17 protein-coding genes are annotated in these 16,672 nt (G+C 42.1%); 12 read left to right on the forward strand and 5 right to left on the reverse strand.

All coding sequences use genetic code 11. The features are described from left to right. Window positions 1-137 precede the first annotated feature (137 nt). Window positions 138-1,862 carry a diflavin flavoprotein gene (locus tag NG743_RS21170; RefSeq protein ID WP_193964316.1) on the forward strand — a complete coding sequence of 575 codons (1,725 nt, stop codon included), beginning with the start codon at window positions 138-140 and terminating at the stop codon, window positions 1,860-1,862. 131 nt (window positions 1,863-1,993) lie between these two features. Here NG743_RS21170 and NG743_RS21175 read toward each other — a convergent pair whose 3' ends face one another. After that, on the reverse strand, window positions 1,994-2,566 hold the full coding sequence (locus NG743_RS21175; protein ID WP_257120826.1) for a choice-of-anchor R domain-containing protein: 573 nt from the start codon (window positions 2,564-2,566) through the stop codon (window positions 1,994-1,996). A 404-nt stretch (window positions 2,567-2,970) separates the two neighbouring features. Here NG743_RS21175 and NG743_RS21180 point away from each other — a divergent pair, with 404 nt between their 5' ends. Next, complete coding sequence (locus tag NG743_RS21180) at window positions 2,971-3,282, forward strand: endonuclease domain-containing protein (RefSeq protein WP_236630506.1); 312 nt, start codon at window positions 2,971-2,973, stop codon at window positions 3,280-3,282. Between the two features lie 64 nt (window positions 3,283-3,346). Here NG743_RS21180 and NG743_RS21185 read toward each other — a convergent pair whose 3' ends face one another. After that, window positions 3,347-3,961 carry a hypothetical protein gene (locus NG743_RS21185; RefSeq protein WP_257120827.1) on the reverse strand — a complete coding sequence of 205 codons (615 nt, stop codon included), beginning with the start codon at window positions 3,959-3,961 and terminating at the stop codon, window positions 3,347-3,349. Window positions 3,962-4,083: 122 nt separating this feature from the next. Between NG743_RS21185 and NG743_RS21190 the strand changes: the two genes are divergently transcribed. The 7 genes from NG743_RS21190 to NG743_RS21220 all read left to right on the forward strand — a co-directional run bounded on the left by NG743_RS21190 (window position 4,084) and on the right by NG743_RS21220 (window position 9,337). Next, on the forward strand, window positions 4,084-4,518 hold the full coding sequence (locus NG743_RS21190) for an endonuclease domain-containing protein (protein WP_257120828.1): 435 nt from the start codon (window positions 4,084-4,086) through the stop codon (window positions 4,516-4,518). Further along, complete coding sequence (locus NG743_RS21195; RefSeq protein WP_257120829.1) at window positions 4,511-4,756, forward strand: hypothetical protein; 246 nt, start codon at window positions 4,511-4,513, stop codon at window positions 4,754-4,756. Before NG743_RS21190 ends, NG743_RS21195 begins: the two co-directional genes overlap by 8 nt. A 17-nt stretch (window positions 4,757-4,773) precedes the next feature. After that, window positions 4,774-5,001: a DUF433 domain-containing protein gene (locus tag NG743_RS21200; RefSeq protein WP_257120830.1), complete on the forward strand. Its 228-nt coding sequence runs from the start codon at window positions 4,774-4,776 to the stop codon at window positions 4,999-5,001. 3 nt (window positions 5,002-5,004) lie between these two features. Next, complete coding sequence (locus NG743_RS21205) at window positions 5,005-5,376, forward strand: DUF5615 family PIN-like protein (protein WP_257120831.1); 372 nt, start codon at window positions 5,005-5,007, stop codon at window positions 5,374-5,376. A 68-nt stretch (window positions 5,377-5,444) separates the two neighbouring features. Next, a complete protein-coding gene (locus NG743_RS21210; RefSeq protein WP_257120832.1) occupies window positions 5,445-7,151 on the forward strand; it encodes a diflavin flavoprotein in 1,707 nt (568 codons plus the stop codon). Window positions 7,152-7,951: 800 nt separating this feature from the next. Continuing rightward, window positions 7,952-8,713, forward strand: a complete 762-nt coding sequence (locus NG743_RS21215; RefSeq protein WP_257120833.1) for a Uma2 family endonuclease — start codon at window positions 7,952-7,954, stop codon at window positions 8,711-8,713. A gap of 330 nt (window positions 8,714-9,043) precedes the next feature. Continuing rightward, window positions 9,044-9,337, forward strand: a complete 294-nt coding sequence (locus tag NG743_RS21220) for a 4a-hydroxytetrahydrobiopterin dehydratase (protein WP_027401938.1) — start codon at window positions 9,044-9,046, stop codon at window positions 9,335-9,337. A gap of 186 nt (window positions 9,338-9,523) precedes the next feature. Here the strand turns inward: NG743_RS21220 and NG743_RS21225 are convergent, their stop codons facing one another. The 3 genes from NG743_RS21225 to NG743_RS21235 all read right to left on the reverse strand — a co-directional run bounded on the left by NG743_RS21225 (window position 9,524) and on the right by NG743_RS21235 (window position 13,806). Beyond that, window positions 9,524-10,363, reverse strand: coding sequence for a DUF2182 domain-containing protein (locus tag NG743_RS21225; RefSeq protein ID WP_257120834.1), 840 nt, complete (start codon window positions 10,361-10,363; stop codon window positions 9,524-9,526). Beyond that, complete coding sequence (locus tag NG743_RS21230) at window positions 10,363-11,958, reverse strand: tyrosinase family protein (protein ID WP_257120835.1); 1,596 nt, start codon at window positions 11,956-11,958, stop codon at window positions 10,363-10,365. The genes NG743_RS21225 and NG743_RS21230 overlap by 1 nt, the downstream gene beginning before the upstream one ends. 816 nt (window positions 11,959-12,774) lie before the next feature. Then, window positions 12,775-13,806 (reverse strand): hypothetical protein, encoded by a 1,032-nt coding sequence (locus tag NG743_RS21235; RefSeq protein ID WP_027401936.1) that lies wholly within the window; start codon window positions 13,804-13,806, stop codon window positions 12,775-12,777. Window positions 13,807-14,065: 259 nt separating this feature from the next. On the opposite strand from NG743_RS21235, the gene folD reads away from it, so the two are divergent. The 3 genes from folD to NG743_RS21250 all read left to right on the forward strand — a co-directional run bounded on the left by folD (window position 14,066) and on the right by NG743_RS21250 (window position 16,654). Then, complete coding sequence (folD, locus tag NG743_RS21240) at window positions 14,066-14,941, forward strand: bifunctional methylenetetrahydrofolate dehydrogenase/methenyltetrahydrofolate cyclohydrolase FolD (protein WP_027401935.1); 876 nt, start codon at window positions 14,066-14,068, stop codon at window positions 14,939-14,941. Window positions 14,942-15,173: 232 nt separating this feature from the next. Continuing rightward, entirely contained in the window at window positions 15,174-16,112 is a 939-nt protein-coding gene (crtE, locus tag NG743_RS21245) for a geranylgeranyl diphosphate synthase CrtE (RefSeq protein ID WP_027401934.1), read from the forward strand. An 86-nt stretch (window positions 16,113-16,198) separates the two neighbouring features. Beyond that, window positions 16,199-16,654, forward strand: a complete 456-nt coding sequence (locus tag NG743_RS21250; protein ID WP_027401933.1) for a divergent PAP2 family protein — start codon at window positions 16,199-16,201, stop codon at window positions 16,652-16,654. Window positions 16,655-16,672 lie beyond the last annotated feature (18 nt).

The following is a 16,672-nucleotide window of genomic DNA, read 5'->3' on the forward strand; positions in this document are numbered from 1 at the left end:
GATCTTTTAGCTGGGGATGATTGTTCACAGTTTTAATTTTCTTAACTTACTCATAGGTTTTTTAAGAAAAATTAATATTCAACCCGTGCCACAATAAGAGCAAGGCATAAATACTCAATTTATTAAAGAGGGGCGTTATGGTATTGCTTATCGAGAAACTAGAAAAGCGTCTGACTATAAATACTGTAGAGATTAGTGAAGATACTACCGCAATTAGGTCTTTAGATTGGGACCGCGATCGCTTTGATATTGAATTTGGTTTACAAAATGGCACGACATACAACTCTTTTCTGATTCGGGGTGAAAAAATCGCCCTGGTTGATACCTCCCATGAAAAATTTCGCCAACTTTATTTTGATACTCTCACGGGTTTAATTAATCCCCAAGACATTGATTATTTAATTGTGAGTCACACTGAACCAGATCACAGCGGTTTAGTGAAAGACTTATTACAACTCGCGCCTCATATAACCGTAGTTGCGTCAAAAGTGGCAATTCAGTTTTTGGAAGATATGGTACATCAACCATTTAACCGGAAAATTGTCAAAAATGGCGATCGCCTAGATTTAGGAAATGGACACGAATTTGAATTTGTCATAGCTCCTAATTTACACTGGCCGGATACCATTTTCAGCTTTGACCACAAAACCCAAATTCTCTACACCTGCGACGCTTTCGGGTTACATTACTGCTCAGAAAGTACCTTTGATGACGATTTAGCAGCAATAGAAGCCGATTTTCAATATTACTACGATTGTTTAATGGGTCCAAATGCCCGTTCCGTCCTGTCCGCAATGAAGCGCATGGCAGAATTGAAAACAATTCGCATGATTGCCACCGGACACGGACCCCTACTATACCATAATGTCGAAGAATTAACTGGACGCTATCGCAGTTGGAGTCAAGGACAAACCAAAGCCGAAACCCCTGTAGGGATATTTTACGTCTCCGAGTACGGTTTTGGCGATCGCATTGCCCAATCTATTGCTAACGGGATTACAAAAACCGGTGTCGCTGTCGAAATAGTAGATTTAGCCAGCGTTAACGAATTACAAGAACTGCGGGAATTAGTAGGACGTTGTACAGGTTTAGTCGTGGGAATGCCCCCAGCATCCAGCAATTCTAACATTCAAGCTGCACTCAGCACCGTTTTAGGTTCAGCCAAAGAAAAACAAGCCATTGGCATTTTTGAAACCGGTGGAGGAGATGATGAACCTACCTATCCCATATTAAATAAATTCCGGGCTTTAGGCTTAAATATCGCTTTCCCCGTCATTGAAATTCGGGAAACACCCACAGCCAACACCTATAAAAAATGTGAAGAAGCTGGTACAGACTTAGGACAATGGGTAACAAGAGACAAAAGCATCAAAGCCATGAAATCCCTTGCGGCTGACTTAGACAAAGCTTTAGGCAGAATTAGCGGCGGTTTATATATTATCACAGCCAAAAAAGACGACGTATCCAGCGCCATGTTAGCGTCCTGGGTAAGTCAAGCCAGCTTTAAACCCTTGGGCTTTTCCATCGCAGTTGCCAAAGATCGGGCGATAGAATCACTCATGCAAGTAGGCGATCGCTTCGTTCTCAACGTACTCGAAGAAGGTAACTATCAACCATTAATGAAACACTTCTTAAAGAGATTTGCCCCCGGTGCAGATCGTTTTCAAGGAGTGAAAACCCAACCAGCAGAAAATGGCGCACCTATCCTCACAGATGCCCTAGCTTACGTAGAGTGCGAAGTCGTCAGCCGCATGGATTGTGGCGATCATTGGGCAGTATACAGCACAGCTTACGCTGGTAGAGTATCAAATCCCGATGCCATGACAGCAGTACACCACCGGAAAGTCGGGAATCATTATTAGAACCCCACCCCTAGCCCCTCCCCGCAAGCGAGGAGCAAGCGAGGAGGGGGACAGGAGAGAAGGGGACAGGAGAGAAGGGGAGTTATGTTCAGAAATCTTTGATTTTACTGAACTGTTGGCTCATGAATCAATCAAGAATCAACCGACTCTGCTAACATCTTCCGAGCCGAGCGCTGCTGCAACCTTCTCCGCAAGATAAAAGCACCAAAGACAATCGCCATACCTGCTGGTGCGGCATCAGTCTCAAAGGGAACAGGAGTCGCAGCAGTAGCATTAATTTGGAAACTGTTGAAAGTGATGCTCGTACTATAGGTAGCACCGCCATTAGTACCCTGATAGCCGTTATTAACCATACCAGTAATTCCAGTCGGTGAAAGACTTGGGTTATTCGCTCTCCAAAGAACACCATCACCAGAGGGAACAGTCATTAACAGCCAATAGCGTGTATCTGCTAAAAAGGTGAAGTTTGTAGTTGGTGTAAAGCTAAAATTCCCGATTGCATCACTACCAGAGCTGGGATTATTAAACGTCAGCGATTCAAGAGTTGTGCCAAGGGGATTATTGCTAGTTTTGGCAGCATCCCTATAGATTTGCAGTTGTACCACATCACCCGCAGTGGTATTATAGCTGCCTAGACGAAGTAATATGCTATCTAGGGTATAGTTAGTAGCTACAGGTAGGGTAAATCCAATGGCTTTACCCACTTGTGGATTATTAAGAGTAGTACTACTTCCATCATTTGTAGATGAATAATTACCAAATAAGGTAACGGCTTTGGCAGGGCTAGAAAGAGCTAGAATGCTTACCAGGGAAGCAACTACCCCCCCATTTTTTGAACATTAGTGCTGATCATGATGTCCTTTGTTTCTTATGTTTTTAATTTCCTCAGATGTACCGACTCGGTACTTAGCAGTAGAATATCTCAAAATCACTCAAATAGAAACAGCAAAATATGAAAAATTATCACATACCCAATCCTAATTCTTGTCCCCCCTCCCCGCTTAATTCTTGTCCCCCCTCCTCGCTTGCGGGGAGGGGGTTAGGGGGTGGGGTTCCTTGGCAAAGTCCACCGGAAATCTGGTCAAAACTGAAACCTTTAGCCAGACAAATGCGGACAGAACCCACATTAGCAGAAAAGCAACTTTGGCAAAGATTAAAAAATAAGCAACTACTAGGTTTTAAGTTTCGTCGTCAGCAGGTAATTGATAGATTTATAGTTGACTTTTATTGTCACGAAGTCAAATTAGTAATTGAAGTAGATGGAGAAATTCACAATTATACTCAAGTAGAAGATGCTATTCGAGAAGAGTTTTTAGAGTCTTTGGGTTTGCGGGTGGTGAGGTTTAAAAATGAGGATGTTTTGTTAAGAATAGAGGGGGTTTTGGAGGAGATTGGGCGATGGTTAAAACCCCACCCCTAGCCCCTCCCCGCAAGCGAGGAGGGGGACAAGAAAGAAACAAATTTCTATTCACATATCTTTGATTTTATTCAACTGTTGGCTCATGAATCAATCCAGAATCAACCGACTCTGCTAACATCTTCTGAGCCGAGCGCTGCTGCAATCTTCTCCGCACGAAAAAAGCACCAAAGACAATCGCCATACCTGCTGGCGCGGCATTAGACTCAAAGGGAACAGGAGTAGCACTGAAGTCGCTAATTGTTACACTTCCCCTACCAAAGCCATTCTCAGCAGTGGCAATGCTAAAGCCGAATGTATTTTCATTGGGAATTAGGGTGGTATAAGTGCCACCAGCATTACTATTTGCTATGGTAGTATAACTACCATTCTGATTTACGGCAAACAGATCAAAACCAGGTGCATCTAGTGAACTATATAACCAGTTGAAGCTGATATTAACAGGGAGGGGATTAGTATTAGTAATACTGTAAGTGGTTATGCCCAAACTGTCTGAGCCATTATCACCGCCAGTCAAAGTAATAGAATTTGGAGCATTACTTGTATTTACCGAACCATCAGCATTTAAATTTGTCAGATTCCAATTGCTAGGTGCGTAATCACCAGTAAAACCAAATGTTATAGCCCTAGCAGGAGCAGAAAGAGCTAGAATGCTTACCAGGGAAGCAACTACCCCCCCCATTTTTGAACATTAGTGCTGATCATGATGTCCTTTGTTTCTTATGTTTTTAATTTCCTCAGATGTACCGAATCAGTACCTACTAGTAAAATAGCTGAAAATCACTCAAATAGAAACAGCAAAATATGAAAAATTATCACATACCCAATCCTAATTCTTGTCCTCCCTCCTCGCTTGCGGGGAGGGGGTTAGGGGGTGGGGTTTCTGTTCCTTGGCAAACTCCACCAGAAATATGGCAAAAACTCAAACCTTTAGCCCGACAAATGCGGACTGAACCCACATTAGCAGAAAAGCAACTTTGGCAAAGATTAAAAAATAAGCAATTGCTGGGTTTTAAGTTTCGTCGTCAGCAGGTAATTGATAGATTTATAGTTGACTTTTATTGCCATGAAATCAAATTAGTAATTGAAGTAGATGGAGAAATTCACAATTATACTCAAGTAGAAGATGCTATTCGAGAAGAGTTTTTAGAGTCTTTGGGTTTGCGGGTGGTGAGATTTAAAAATGAGGATGTTTTGTTGAGGATAGAGGGGGTTTTGGAGGAGATTGGCGATGGTTAAAACCCCACCCCTAGCCCCTCCCCGCAAGCGAGGAGGGGGACAAGAGAGTTATTTACAAATTTGTGATTTTATTGAATTTTCTTTTGGAAATAAAACTATGTCAGAAACTAAACCCCGTGATGTACAAATATTGCCTATTGCTACAGATACCATAGTATTGCGATCGCGCAGTTGGGCTAGATTAAGATTTGAAATTGAATATGCTTTAGCTAGATTTACAGGCACAATGAAAAAATAGCAAAGAAAAAGGTATATATGGAAATTGCACCGCATATTAGCGTAGATAGTGGTATCCACCACGGTACACCTGTTATTACTGAAACCCGCGTTCCTATTTCTATTATTATTGGCTCTCTTGCTGGTGGTATGAGCAAGGAAGAAGTCATGCAAGAATACGAACTCAGTAAAAATCAAGTTGAAGCTGCTCTCAGTTACGCAGCTGATTTGGTTAAACACACCCAAGTCACTGCATTGGGAGCATAAATCTTGAACTTCCTCGTTGATGAAAATATGCCCCGTTCCCTAGCACCCCAAATTGCGGTGCTGGGGTTCACGGTGCAAGATGTACGGGACATCGGGTTACGCGGACATCCTGATACTAAAGTTATGGAAGCTGCTATTGCTGCTGATGCCATTATCATCACCCGTGATAGAGGACTTGCCAATCCTAAAACTTGGCCGGAAGCCTTCACGGCTGGAGCTATTTTCATTAATCTTCCCGATGATACTCCAGCTACCAGCATCAATACCAAAATTATTGAACTTCTAACTAACCGCTTACCCGTCTCTCTCTTAGGCGCTTACACTACTCTCGAACCCCGTCGCGCCCTCTCTCGTCCTGTCTGTCGTAGACTTTAAAAAAACTTATCATGCAGGGGGGAGGAGAGGGGCAGGAGTTTTTCCCCGTTACCAATTACCAATTACCAATGACTAATAAACCCCGTGACGTGCAAATATTGCCCATTGCTACAGATACCATAATATTGCGATCGCGCAGTTGGGCAAGATTAAGATTTGAAATTGAATATGCTTTAGCTAAGGGAACAACGGCTAATTCTTATCTCATCCAAGGCGATAAAAATGCCTTGCTTGACCCCCCTGGCGAAACTTTTACCGAAATATACCTCCAAGCCTTACAACAGCGGTTTGATGTCAAAAAACTCGATTATGTAATTCTTGGTCACGTTAACCCCAACCGCGCCGCAACCTTAAAAGCACTACTGGAAATTGCCCCCCAAATTACCTTTGTTTGTTCTAACCCAGGGGCGATAAATCTCCGCGCAGCTTTGGAAAAAGAGGATTTACAAATTTTGGTCATGCGGGGAGAAGATACCCTAGATTTAGGAAAAGGACATCATTTACAATTTATTCCCACACCTAACCCCCGTTACGCTGACGAACTTTGTACCTGGGACCCGCAAACAGAAATCTTGTTTTCTGATAAATTATTTGGAGCGCATATTTGCTCAGATCAAGTTTTTGATGAAGGTTGGGAAGTATTTAACGAAGACAGACGCTATTATTTTGACTGTTTAATGGCACCTCACGCCAGACAAATCGAAACAGCTTTAGAAAAATTAGCAGATTTGCCAGTGCGAATGTATGCTACTGGTCATGGTCCAATAGTCCGCTATGGTTTAATTGATATTACCAAAGGCTATCGGGAATGGACTAAACAGCAAACTTCCGCTGATATGACAGTGGCTTTAATTTATGCTTCTGCCTATGGGAATACTGCAACTTTAGCACAGGCGATCGCTCGCGGCATCACCAAAGCCGGTGTCAGTGTCGAATCTATCAATTGCGAATTTACCGAACCCGAAGAAATCAAAGCCGCCATTGCAAAATCCGCCGGTTTTATCATAGGTTCACCCACATTAGGTGGACACGCACCCACACCTGTGCAAACAGCTTTAGGAATTGTCCTTTCTACTGCTACTAACAATCAATTAGCCGGTGTATTTGGTTCTTTTGGTTGGAGTGGAGAAGCCGTTGATTTAATTGAAAGTAAACTCAAAGACGCAGGATACAGATTTGGTTTTGACACCATTCGCGTTAAATTCAAACCCAATGAAATCACCCTGCAAACCTGCGAAGAAGCGGGAACTGATTTCGCCCAAGCATTGAAACGCGCCACGAAAAAATCAGTTGTCGCTAAACAACCTGCAAGTAATGTAGAACAAGCAGTAGGGCGGATTGTTGGTTCTATATGTGTGGTTACAGCAACCCAAGGAGAAGTAAAAACGGGAATGTTAGCCTCTTGGGTGACACAAGCCAGTTTTAATCCGCCTGGTTTAACTATTGCGGTAGCCAAGGACCGCGCTATGGAAAACATGACTCACACAAATAACAAATTTGTAGTCAACATTCTAGCAGAAGGGAGGGAAATCCGTAAGCAGTTTATGAAAGTTTACGCCCCCGGACAAGATAGATTTGCCGGATTGGACACTCAAGAATCTAATAATGGCGGAATTATTCTCAATGGTGCTTTAGCGTATTTGGAATGTTCTGTCCAAAGTCGGATGGAAGCCGGTGATCATTGGTTAGTTTATGCCACTGTTGATGATGGTAAAGTCTTAAATCAAGATGCTGTCACAGCAGTACATTATCGCAAATCAGCTAATTATTATTAAACAGTAGGGTGGGCATTGCTCACCTAAATACTTTTTAATTCTCCCTCGTTCCCAGACTCCGGCTGGGAATGCCTACCAGGAGGCTCTGCCTCCAATCCCAGAATAAAAGCCATTTTACCCGATTTTGTCCTGGTACTTGAGGCAGAGCCTCATCAACTGCATTCCTAGTCAGAGACTAGGAACGAGAAAAACTCGTTACGATAATCTAAAAACTCCTGTAAGACTTGACGACGATAGAGAAAGTGTGTATCATGTTAAATATGTCAATAAAAAAAGGCAGAATGCTAATCATAGCAGTCCACCCATTTTTTTAGTTAGCACGCAAATAGCGAAGTTACTGCAAATAACTTGAATTTCGTGCTGTTCGTTGGTTTTCTATTTGAACCTTTCAACGATAGCCAAAATCGTTGTAGCTAGGGAATCCGCCTTCTGAAAAATAAAGGCAACAACAAGTAAAGCTAGTATAACTAGCAACAGTTCCAGTATACCAATTTTCTTCAGTATCACAATTTTCTCCTTGTAAGTGTAAATTAAAATCAATATACATTATTGCACAAACTAGACCACCGCCCTGATAAATATCGGAGCGTGGTTCTGTGCTTCATGTATTAAGCTAAATTTTATCACTCAAATATAAAAAAGTAAATACCAGCACCATTAGTACAGCTTGTTAAGAACTACAAAATTATTAAAGTGTGTAAATCTAGTTCTCAAGCAATAAAGTTAGCACTGGATTTATTGCAATATCAAGAATTAAAACAAGCATATAGTGAAGTTGACATTTCTTTTTTGCAGCCGTTATGTATCAAACAGACCCACCGCGTTCTGCTAAGGAATTCCTACCGACAATGTATGATTTACCTAGCGAAGACCCAGAGGAACCCGGTTTGCCAGACGAATTTCATCTTTTACAACCCCAGTTATTGCGGGAAACTTTTTGTCCGTCCAAGTTCCCGGAAAATCAGGTATTTATCGCCACAGACTTAAATCTTTACTACGACGTTCATCATCCATTATGGTATAAACGCCCTGACTGGTTTGCTGTCGTTGATGTCCCCAGGTTGTATGCACAAAAAGAACTGCGGCTGAGTTATGTAGTTTGGCAAGAAGGTGTTAATCCTTTTGTAGTGGTAGAATTTATTTCACCAGGAACAGAAAAAGAAGATTTAGGGAGAACCCTACGAGATGTTAGTCAACCTCCAACTAAGTGGGAAGTTTACGAACGAGTTTTAAGAGTACCCTATTATCTAGTTTTTGACCGTTACACTGACCAGTTAAGAGCATTTCAATTACAGGGTAGTAGTTATGCTGAACTGGAAATCAATCAACTGCGTGTGTGGTTAAATGATATTGAATTAGGTTTGGGACTGTGGCAAGGTGTTTATGAAGGCATTGAACGGCAGTGGTTACGCTGGTATGATACTTCAGGTAACTGGGTTCTCACACCGGCAGAACGGGAAAGAAAACAAGGGGAGCGAGAAAGAAAACGTGCAGAAAGATTAGCAGCACAATTACGCGCTCTTGGTGTTGAACCTGATTTTGGTGATGATGAAGAGGACTAAACTGCTGACTCTGAAAAATTTAACCCAGAACAATTTCTGTGAGGGCTAGAAGTATGGCTAACGCCACGCTGCGCTATCAGGAGGATTTAGAAGAAGTTAGAAGTAATATCAAGTCTGGAAAATTGAACGATTTTTGATGCTATGATCACACTTTCCTCGCACCTCATTTATCTTTCATACAGATGAGACTCTTCATGCGTCTGGGTTGTAGGTTTATTCAGCAAGCCCTAAGTATCAGCAAATATTACTCAAAAGATGGAAGCATAAACACAGAAAAAGATGATAATTAGAGAGGATTAGTCTCTATAAATCTCTGTGTAGGTTAGAAAAATGGCAGCCCAAAAATTGAGCGAAACCGAACTGACATTAGCCCTGAATAGTTTACCAGGATGGCAAATCAAAGAAGGCAAATTATACAAAGAATATAAATTTAGCTCTTTTGCAACGGCGTTGGGTTGGATGGTTAGTGCGGGTGTTCACGCGGAAAAACTTGGACATCACCCGGAATGGTTTAATGTTTACAATACTGTTCAGGTTAATCTTATTACCCACGATATCGGTAATGCTATCAGCAATTTAGATGTGGAACTGGCGAAGAAAATGGAAGAAGTCTTTAATTCTTAATTCTTAAGTAATTGGACAAAAATATTTACAGTGATTACGAGCGAAGGGAAGCAATCACAACCCTTGCGATTGCTTCATTTCACTTCGTTCCCTATGGCTAACGCCACGCAACGCTAACGCAATGATATTGTGTAATTAATTCTGTTTCACTACTTAATTTGTCGTTGGGAATCACTTATTAACATTCTACAATCGTTTTAGGGACGTTCTATAGAACGTCTCTAAATCCATGCATGAATTGTCAATTCCAATACCATACCTGGTACTGAGTTGTGACAGCTTGTTTAGGATTTTCTCCTCAAAGGGAATCCGCCATTTTGCAAGGCGTACGGGACGGTATCGGTCAAACATTAGTATCAAAGTTACCACGGCCATAATAATCAGGTGTGTTTGTAAGACAGTTAGAGGTAAGAGCATTAAAGCCCAACAATTCCCTACACACCAAAGGCCATTAACCATCCCATAGCGCCAGCAGTCTAAATTAGCTGCCAGTCCAAAAGGTGAAAGGCGAGGAGTCCAATGGCAGTGGTTCAAGCAGGACTGCTTCCACGGGCTGGACTGCCAAAAAATAACTAATAGTAAGGCAACACCAGAAGCTCCAAACCATCCCTCGCCCACAAAAAACCTCAGCAAAGCTGCAACAGGCATTAATATCAAACCTGCTAGAGTCCAGATACTGACATAGCCAAGAAGAAACAAAACAATGGCAATCCAACGCCGTCGGGTTAAGCTACGTAACCAAAGGTGACGGATTGGTTGGGCTAGTTGAGGGGACATCATAGCAACCAACATAACCAACCAATACAATACCATCATTGCCAGGGAGTGGAAAGAGAGCATACCATCTAGTGAGTGAATCATCTGTCCATGCCCATGAACTGAGACAGCAATCATCTGTCCTGACATGACCTGATGAAGTTCTCCTGGTAGCAACATCACCCCCCAAGCAATCAGGGAAACTTTCAGCAGCGTCGGTAGAGGAGGCTCACTAATAAATGATATGTATCTACTTAATGTGATTCTCATTACTTGACTGTACACGCCTCACGATAGAGGAGTACTTGCTCCACGTTCATATCATCGGCTGGATTATCTTCATTTAGTGGGATGAAAGTAACTTTAAGGTGTTTAGTTCCTTCCCGTCCGCCAAATCGAAGTCTAGCAAGGATCTCGGTAATTTCAAAAACTTCGGTAACTCCTAGTCCCCCACCTGCGGATGCTTGGCGCACACCAAAAAAGGAGATACTACCCGCATACAGATCAGGATAATCATAACCTGAAGCACCTTTAGGAAGATTAACAAACACGTTAATGATCCTACCATCCTTGTTGCTGGTGATGTTCACCAGATGCAGGAAAAACCTATGCTCTGGAGAGTATTTTACTCCCCCTCCTGTAGCAGGTTCTCCTATTTGAATCTCTATCGAAGTTCTATTTGCTTCTTTTAATCCTGTGCTGGTGGTACTAGCACCAATCGGTTCGGATTTTATTCCGGCAGGCTTGGTAGGGATATCTTTGAGGGGATTTGAAATGTCATCATATTGATAACTGAGATCATACTGGTAATCTACTTTCAGTGCCAAGGTATTGACAACATCCTTTGGTTTGAACTCCCAGACTTGTCCAGATGTCAAAGGTACCATAAAGCCACGTTCACCCGGACCGTTGAGCCACTCTTTTTGTGTTCTATTGAAAAGTTCTATTGTTTGGTTGTCCGCTTTGTTTTCTGGTGTATTTGGTAGTGACTGCCGCTCATATGGGTTTTTATGCTCCGGATCACTTTTGAGCCAAACTTCCCACAGGCGGTCAATATTGGCATGGTGCAACCAAAATATAGGGTCAAGACCAGCGGTGACTCCGTCACCCATCAGTCCACCAACAAGACCATGAATGTTGTTATGTGGATTGCTTTCTATTTGACCAAAGGCTACAGGGTCATGGCTAAAACTGGTCTTTAACCCACCAAAACCAGTTGAAGAGTTAGATGTTCCTATAAAACTGGGTTGAGTCAATGCCTGTTTTAGACTTAGCACGTTTCTTTGTATAAGTTCGTAACGTTGCTTTGCCTCTGCTGTTCCTTTAGCAATTTCTTGTGGCAGTGTGACTAGCTCTCCGTTCCGTTTTTTGATATAGAGGGGATTTTCAGACCCATCCGGCATATACTCATTGGTAAATGCTGGTGGTATTCGTGTTGCACGATAATTATCTTTTGGATCGGCGGGGTTCCAGTAAGGTAAAGCCCAATCTGTCCAATGGTAATTAACTTTGATACCTTTCTTTTCGTCTTCTATCATTTCCTGTTTAATAGCTTCACGCACTATTGTTTCAAATGACAGCAAATGGCCACGATGCCAAGGTAAGAAGTACCAGCTTCCATGCTGACATTGTTTCCAGTAAAGGCTTTGTACCCAATAAGGTGGTAACTTTTCACCCAAGGTCAGGAAGCCTTCAACGTGCCATATTACGGGGTCAAAACCATGAAGTGCAGCCAAAAATTCCCAGCTTGTGTGATCTGAAATTGTCCTAGCTCTGAGGACTCTAACACCCCTAGCGTACCAGTACAAAACCGGATCATCGAAATCCCCACTGTTAGCCCACACATTTTTGCGAGTAAAAACCATAAAAATCCTTTTGGTGTTTGTTGAATTGTGAACTGCTATCTCAAACTTAGACAAAACTAGACTTCACCCTCTACCTCAATGAAAAATAAGAGCATGGGATTGGCGATTCCTAAGTAGATTTTCACGCATTAGCCAGATGCGATCAAACAATTGCTCTTATTAATGATTGGTGAGTATTAAGACAACTTCGTGCATTGACTCATACGGAAAAGTTAAATAGTGCTAAAAATAGCCCAGGTTATCCCGTACTGTTAAGAAGGTAATCAGCTTTTAATCCGCCAATTTTGGGAGTATTTTAGCCTTACCTTGATGTAATAAGCACGTTGTCTTTCCCCATTAGAACTTATGCAAGCATTACACCAGGAAGCCTGTTGTAGAGTGGGGGACAGTGCATAAATTATGTAAATAAATAGACTCTTAGTATCTGGCGCACCCTACTAATGTGCCAGTTCCATTAGTCATCAGTATAATAATTAAGCACATTTGACGTAATGTCAATATTAGATATTGTTAATTTTAGTAAATTTATAGGACTTACGCACTGTATAAATTAACCATCGTGTGAATGAACGAGATTTGGTCGTTTCAGGTTTTGCGGATGAAGTCTAGATAAATAGCGATAGCGAAGTGCTGCTGCAAGCAGTTCGCTAAAAAATCATCGAAAAATCGGGTTTAAATCCCTGAAAGTCACACCCCCTATTTGGGATTTTCTGTCAATGCGTAAGTCCTAGCCATATTATTTTTGACTTTTGACTTTTGACTCCCGCCTTGCGGTACTAGTTGGGAATCAGTTATCATCCTTTGGTTCCAAATCACCTAATTCGTTTCCTGAATCTGTAATCTAATTGTGTGTTCTATTGTACCGCTTAATTGCAGTTCCATGATTTCCCCTCCTAGTGGTTCTATGCAGGTGAGGAGCGATCGCAAATTGGGTGTACTTGCACCAGTATCTACATATAATCTATCTGCTAAACTACTGATTTTTTTCCAGGTCATATACAATTTGCCAATAGTTTGTTCAATTTGCGATGCTTGATTTACCAAGTCAGCAGCAATACTTAAACAACCGACTCTTTGCGCTTCTTCTAAGGCAGTTTCAATATCCACATCTTCCGCTATTAAGGCTTGCACTTGGGCGGCAGATTTGAGGTATTTGGCTAATTGTCGGGCTTCTGAAGTGGCTTGTTTGACTGTATCAACGTCAGGATTGGCGGCTATATCCCTTTGTAATGCCTTTTGGTGCAATTCGGGCAGTTTTTCCATTTCCTTGACCAGAGGGGCAATGTAGCGCGGTGGCAGACTGTTATCTGCGGCTTTTTCCCTGACTTCTTCTGGTAATAAATCGGAGGACATGGCTGTCCATTCGTCGCTGAGTTGACGGACTTCTCTGCGGGTAATGCGATCGCCTTTTTCTGCCGCTTCACTCACCATCTGTTGCACTTCTGGTGCGGCTTTGGCGGTTTCTACAAATGCCCGTTTACTAAAGTTATTAACCGTGTCTGGGTTCAGTTTACCATCTGATATCAAGGTATCAGCACTATTAGCTAATTGAATCCAACTATAGGCTTGAGTTTTACTGATTTCGCGTTCTTTGAGCCATTTCAGAAAGCCTGTACCGCGCCCATCTCCGCCTTTCTTCTCTCGATCACGGATAGAACGTAAAATCCGCCCTCGCCAAATTTCCGTTTGCAAATCAAAGCGATCGCATACCTGCCATGCTACATCAAGTTGTTGTAAAAAATCGGACTCAGGAATTTGTTCATCTTCTGGATCGGGTAATGCAAAGTCTAAATCTGCTGGCTGTTGGAGTGCAGCAGCAATGTCATTTATGGAGTCGGTATCTTGCACGATGGTAGCTGGTTGAGGTATGCGATTTAGCTTATGTTCACACAACTTGCGTCTAGAAAATTGGTGAGATAAAGCAAGTAAGTATTTTACTTTAAAAATTAAATTTTAGGTGACTGGGAAAATGAGAAAATGGAGAAACTGGTAGCTAGAGCAAATAAAGGGGCTAAAGAAAATATTTATCTTCACTTTTGCCTTTTATTCTGTCACCGTGGCGTAGCACCTGTCACCTGTCACCTGTAACCTGTCACCTATTTCCCTTATGAAACAAACTGCGAAAATCCTCGATGGTAAGGCATTAGCCGATAAAATTCAGCAAGAACTTAGCGAGACAATTAGCAAATTACAAGCTAAAATTGGGCGATCGCCTGGATTAGCGGTATTAATGGTGGGAGATAACCCAGCCTCAGCCGCTTATGTTCGTAACAAAGAAAAATCCTGTGCTAAAGTCGGAATCGCCTCTTTCGGTAACCACTTTCCTAGCCAAACCAGCCAAACTGAATTAGAGGAAGTAATTGCCCAACTCAACGAAGATGAAAGAGTAGACGGGATTTTAGTCCAGTTACCCCTTCCCAATCATTTAGATGCTGTCAGTCTATTACATCAAATTGCACCGGATAAAGACGCTGACGGACTCCACCCCGTGAACTTAGGACGACTGGTGCGAGGTGAAACAGGTTTACGCAGTTGTACTCCTGCCGGTGTGATGCGATTGTTAGCAGAATATAAAATTCCTTTACAGGGCAAAAAAGCTGTGGTTGTAGGACGGAGTATTTTAGTAGGTAAACCGATGGCTTTGATGCTACTAGAAGCTAATGCTACAGTTACCATTGCCCATTCTAAAACCCAGGATTTGCAAGATATTACCAAAGATGCTGATATCTTGATTGCTGCCACCGGTATTCCCGGCATGATTAGTGCTGATATGGTAAAGTCGGGCGCAATTGTGGTAGATGTGGGAATAAACCGGGTTACAGATAGTAATGGTAAAAGTCGGTTAGTTGGTGATATTCAATTTGAAGCGATCGCTAATGTGGCAGAATATATTACCCCTGTTCCCGGTGGTATTGGTCCGATGACAGTAGCCATGTTATTGCAAAATACTGTTTCTAGCTATTTACAAACAACAGGCAACTGAGAAATAATTTTTATGAATATTCATGATTCCTCAGTACAACGGGAATCAACAGCGGATTTTAGATTTATTCCCCGCATAAATTCGGGGACTTGAAACTCTTTAAGATTTTAAATCCAAAATCCAAAATCTAAAATCCAAAATTCGGTGAGTGTTTCCGCCCCAAACCCCCGTAAAATTGGTACATAGATCACAAACAACCCAATATTTTCAAAAGTCAAGAGGAATACAAAGCATGGTAGCAACGGATAAAAGATTGGAAACCCCAAAAAAATCAGAATCGGCTAGTTTTAACCTCGCTACCTATCTCAAAGAACGACAACAGCTTTGCGAACAGGCTTTGGACAATTCCATTACCGTCGTTTATCCAGAAAAGATTTATGAAGCCATGCGCTACTCACTCTTAGCTGGAGGTAAACGAGTTCGTCCTATTCTCTGTCTCGCTACGGCTGACATGATTGGTGGCACAATAGAAATGGCCATGCCTACAGCCTGTGCCGTAGAAATGATCCATACCATGTCATTGATTCATGATGATTTACCCGCAATGGATAATGATGATTATCGTCGCGGTAAACTCACAAATCATAAAGTTTATGGTGAAGATGTCGCTATTTTGGCAGGAGACGGTTTATTGGCTTTAGCCTTTGAACACGTAGCCGCCCAAACTCCTGCAAATGTACCCAGAGATAGAGTATTACAAGTCATCATTCGCCTGGGTAAAGCATTAGGCGCGGCTGGCTTAGTCGGTGGTCAGGTAGTAGATTTAGAATCCGAAGGTAAATCCGATATTTCCTTAGAAACCCTGAATTTTATTCATAATCATAAAACAGCAGCCCTGTTAGAAGCTTGCGTAGTTTGTGGGGGAATTATTGCTGGTGCATCCGCTGAAGATGTGCAAAAATTAACTCGTTATTCTCAAAATATTGGTCTGGCTTTCCAAATCATTGATGATATTCTAGATATCACTGCTACCCAAGAGCAGTTGGGTAAAACCGCTGGGAAAGACCTCACAGCCCAGAAAGTTACCTATCCTAGTCTGTGGGGAATTGAAGAATCTCGCGCCAAAGCTCAACAACTGGTTGCTGAAGCTTGTGCTGAATTAGAATCCTATGGTGAAAAAGCCATTCCTTTGCAAGCGCTCGCCCACTTTATCACCAGTCGTAATCACTAAATCTGATTTTGGATTTTAGATTTTGGATTTTGGATTGGTGACTCCTCACTACTACTACTCACACTTACTAACTTCACCAAAATACCATGCAGGACATAGGCGAAATTATCAACAACCGCGTACTGCTGGTTGCGCTTGTAGCTTGTTTTGTAGCTCAAGGATTAAAGCTTATCGTTGAGCTAATTAAACATCGCAAATTCAATGTACGTGTTTTAGTGACTACTGGAGGTATGCCCAGCGCCCATTCAGCCCTAGTAACAGCCCTAGCAGACGGTGTAGGTCAGACTTTAGGTTGGGCATCCCCAGAATTTGCTCTAGCTACAGTTTTTGCTATCATCGTTATGTACGATGCCGCTGGAGTGCGTCAAGCTGCCGGCAAGCAAGCAAAAATCCTCAATCAAATGATTGATGAATTATTCCATGAAAAACCCGACTTTTCCCAAGACCGTCTCAAGGAATTATTAGGACATACACCAGTTCAAGTTATCGCTGGTTCAGTTTTAGGTGTAGCTATTTCTTGGTTAGCGCGGGCTGTATATTAGTCATTGGTCATTAGTCAT

It is taken from the genome of Dolichospermum heterosporum TAC447 (genome assembly GCF_024584745.1).
In the GTDB taxonomy this organism is placed as follows: Bacteria; Cyanobacteriota; Cyanobacteriia; order Cyanobacteriales; family Nostocaceae; genus Dolichospermum; species Dolichospermum heterosporum.